General features: G+C 51.8%; 3 protein-coding genes. All 3 read right to left on the minus strand.

Annotated elements, in window-relative coordinates:
* Positions 1-379 precede the first annotated feature (379 nt).
* Positions 380-1,474 carry a sensor histidine kinase KdpD gene (locus tag EU805_RS17185; RefSeq protein WP_165352015.1) on the minus strand — a complete coding sequence of 365 codons (1,095 nt, stop codon included), beginning with the start codon at positions 1,472-1,474 and terminating at the stop codon, positions 380-382.
* Positions 1,475-2,243: 769 nt separating this feature from the next.
* Positions 2,244-3,479, minus strand: coding sequence for a Hint domain-containing protein (locus tag EU805_RS17190; RefSeq protein ID WP_129765203.1), 1,236 nt, complete (start codon positions 3,477-3,479; stop codon positions 2,244-2,246).
* A gap of 377 nt (positions 3,480-3,856) precedes the next feature.
* Positions 3,857-4,085 (minus strand): IS3 family transposase (locus EU805_RS17195; protein WP_165352016.1); only part of this gene is annotated, 229 nt, incomplete at its 5' end.

Here is a 4,085-nt window from a genome sequence, read left to right on the forward strand (position 1 = left end):
GGTCGGCGGTCGATGGCGCAATTGCGTAGCCTGGGCGAAAGCGGCACTTTCTCGAAACGTCTTGGAGGGGCTCGAAGCAGACCTGCGGCGGCGCGGCAGGTCCCTCGCCTTGGCGCGCCGGTCCTGCGGGCGCTAACGGCCCTATCCTGTCATTCGGTGGGCCGCTGGGCCTGATCGTTTCCGGCGAGAAGGCGATCTATACTGGGCTCTAAGTGAATGACCACTGTGCGGGATAGTTACGTGAGCGGAATTTACAATTTAGTTTTTTACCTCTGGCAGTCTAAAAGGTCGCAGCTCTGCATCTGCATCTTTTTTTTTTGGCCGCGCAATTTTCCAAGCCTGCGAAAAACTTTGAAAAAACCTCTAAAGATACTTTACTTTATTCCAATCTATCGAACTCTAGGTAGAACTCAGTTCCTTGGCCGTGGTGACTTTCATAGGAAAGTTTTGCGGACATTTTGTTCGCCAACTTTCTCGACACAAACAGCCCCAAGCCGGAACCCTGGGTCGATCCTTGCTTTCCAACACTGACCTGCTTGAAACGACCAAAGACTACCTCTTCCATACCGTCCGGAATTCCTTCCCCGCAATCTACTACGGAGAGGCGAACTTTATTGTTGTTAATTTTAACTTCTCCTTTGACCGTAGTCCCTTCTGCAGAGAACTTCATGGCATTTGAAAGCAAGTTATCGATTATCTGTCGGACGGCGGATTTATCAGCGAGTATATAAAAAGCCTCACCCTTACCTGGCTTAACCAATTCAAGGCGGCAACTGCTTGAAAATGTTTCGTTGTCTCTGAAGCTATTTTCGAGAAGGCTATGTGCATCGACCCTTGAATACTTCAATTCCATTTCATCGATATCAAGTTTTTGAGTAACTAAAATATTCTCAATCAAACCGCTTAACCGTTTGCCATTTCGATCCGCAATTTCAAGCATATTTCGGATTCTGTCACTGCATGAATCACGACTTTCAATTAAGGCTATAGAAACCGCACCCCTTAGGGATGTGAGTGGTGTACGGAGCTCGTGGTTCATCACAGAGATAAAAGCATCTTTCTCACGATTTGCAGTATCCATTTGTGTCAACGCCATATCAAGTTCCTGGTGCAAAAACACAAATTCGTTAAGCTGCTTCATGAGAAAGCCAATTTCGTCCTGAAGGTTATTAGGTAATGGGCGAAAAACATTTTCTTGAACATCCTTTAAGACACTCACACAGTAATATATAGGCTTAAGTAGATGATGGAGAAGGTGCATTGCCACTACTGAGGCTACGACCGTCGCTGTCACCATTAGAATTAGCGGCCAAATCAGCTCATTTACACTTGAAATATTAAGGAAAACATACGTAGCTATCGAAATCAAAGGAATGTGCGTCGAAATGAACGCTACGAAGAACACCTTGTACTTGAAAGATTTTGGAAAAATTAGGTTTAAAAGATTGTAAATGCGAAATTTCTTAAATTCCATCTTGATCTCCCATAGCATCTCATCAAGCTATACTAGAACTGAACGTTTCACAGCCTATCATTTATTCTTGCAGACTTTAAGGTTTTTTAGGGTTCGGATTGTGACCTAAGCTCATAGGTAAGTGTTCTAAACGTCTCATCATTCCACAGTTATGATATCAGTAGGCTGGGTGACATTGTAAGTTGATTCGGTTCAAAAAGGTTTGAGTTAAAAGGGGTCTGAGGAATGGCCTTTCTCACAATCTTGTTTTGAGAAGCGGGCGCAGCAGTATGTTGAAATGAAGGCTTGAGAATTATGGTAGCCTCGAGTTGTATTGAGGTTAGATTTGGGTCGGACGCGACGATATCGCAGCTGTTGTCATTCGATTGGCGCACCGCTCCGCCGCATGTCCACTTCGAGACCGAGGTGATAGAAATAAAAATTCGCTCAACTTTCCAGGCGCAGCGAGGCCTTCTGCGTTGCGAACGGGCCGAGCCGGACGTTGAAGCAACGAACAGCGCATTCGGCGACATCTCGGCAGTGTCGAGAGCACCAATACAATAGATACGCTATTATTCGAGCTCCTGAGATGCGGCGCCGCTTCGCTCTGGCTCATGCCTCCAGCATAAGCCAGCCGAACCCTTTGTCTCAATTTCGCGGTAGAGTTCTACCTGCCCTCCATGTCATCAGGAAACATAAAGGTGAACAACTATTATTCCGCCTTTAGCAGGATTATCCCAGCGCTACCACGAACGATTTTGCACCGAAGTTCTCATCGGCGTACCGCAATCTAAGATGCTTCAAGGACGGCTAAACGCTCCTGACCGTCGTGGCTTTGATGCGGCCCGGTGGAGAGGAGAGGCTTGTTGTTTTTACGATGCCGTTCCACGAGCCGACGCGCCTTCTTGCCGGGGGCAAGCGGCACAGGACTTGCAGGCAGATGATCCGGTCGCATCAGTTCGGGGAAGAGGGCGAGAAGTTCTAACCGCGCCTCGCAGCTCAGGGATTTCAGAGCCTGCGGACCGGTAAAGAGACTCTCGGTGGCGAGCCATTCCGAATAGACGATCTCGTGTTGGTCGAGGAGGAAATGGATGTATTCCACCTCTTCGACATCGGTCGCGATCTCTACCCCGTCGAGGTCCAGAAGCTGCTTGGCGGCGACGAGGATGTCGCGGGACCCGAACATCCGCTCGGCGATCCGTGACGTCACCAGTATGCGGTGCTGGGGGGAAACCATCAGGTCCCGCGCGGGCTGGCCGGGGCCGAAAGCGCAGGCCCTGATCCGGATCGGCCTGAGGTTGGGATTGGCTTTGAGCACGCTTGCCGACAGTTTGCGCCGCCCGATCCAGCGGACGCTTTGCGCGCCGTGGTCCCGGGTGATGACCTTGTCGCCCACCGCAAGCGCCTCGACCGGTGTCTCTCCTGCCTGGGTCAGGATCATGCTGCCGGACGCGAAACAGACGACCAATGTCCCGGACGTATCAACGTCCACCGTGACGACTGCGGTATCGAGGACGTATTGGGTCAGGTCGGTGATATTACCAAGAAGAGCGCCGAGAACGCCTTGCTCATCGAGAAAGTCATCGAGCTCGGATAGGTCTCCTTCGAAGGTCGTGGTTATTCCCGCGATCGTCAGGTCCGCGGTCACGCCAAGACGCGCGTCGGTCAGGGGGTCTTCGGAAATGAAGCCAAGGCTGCCGTCGTCGTATTGTATCAATTCTCCTTCGATCGGGTTGAGTTGGATATTGAGCCCAACCAGCAGGGCATTCAGTTCGACCGAGGTCGTCGTAATCGTCGCGTCACCGATGTAGGTGCCATCCCGGGAAACGGTATCACCGTCACCGTCAGTGGACGTGACGGTCACTCCGTCCCCGTTTTCCAGAAGTCCATCGCTTTCATCAGCCGAGATGTTTTCAACATCTCGCGCAGGACCGATAAAATTCAGCAGACTGAGGTTGTTCGTGTTCACGACCTCCAAGTCAGCGTTGAGCGTTACGGTTGGATCAAAACTCGTAATCTGTTGCATGACGCCACCTCCAAAAACTTAACATGCAAAGCGTGCAGATCGATACTTCTCATCAACCGTTGGCTGAGACCGAAAGTGGTTCAACTCACTATTTTTGGGGAGGGGCGGATGTAGGAAGTCTTCGTATCAGCTTCCACGGTTTGAGGGTGTGATCCTTTCGCAGGCATCAGTCGCGCAACTTATCCCGCACTGCGGGCGTCTTTGTAGAGCGCATAGGTGGTACGCTTCCCGCCCTCCGAGCCAGGGCAGATCACCATGCAGCGAAGGTCCGCTCTCCGCCCTTGATGCTATTTGAGGCGTGAGCGCAGTGAAGGCCAGCTCACCGCCCTTCGTGTCAACCAGAGAGGTGCGGGCCCGGGTGAATAGCCCCGAGTTTCTTAGACGCCTTCGTGCCTCAGTTTCTGCTGCCGCTCGAACTCGAGCGGCGACAGCATTCCGTTTCTCGCGTGCTTGCGCTTCGGGTTGTAGAACATCTCGACGTAGTCGAACACGTCCCGTCGGGCTTCTTCGCGTGTGCGATAGGTCCGGCGCCTGATCCTCTCGCGCTTGAGCAGGTTGAAGAAGCTCTCGGCAACGGCGTTATCGTGGCAGTTGCCGCGCCGGCTC

Origin of the sequence: Salipiger sp. IMCC34102, from assembly GCF_004145405.1 — a bacterium.
GTDB lineage: Bacteria > Pseudomonadota > Alphaproteobacteria > Rhodobacterales > Rhodobacteraceae > Loktanella.

Bases quoted from the DNA above. Each gene is read 5' to 3' on its own strand.
- EU805_RS17185 (WP_165352015.1), bottom strand. From the start codon at position 1,474: ATGGAATTTAAGAAATTTCGCATTTACAATCTTTTAAACCTAATTTTT.
- EU805_RS17190 (WP_129765203.1), bottom strand. From the start codon at position 3,479: ATGCAACAGATTACGAGTTTTGATCCAACCGTAACGCTCAACGCTGAC.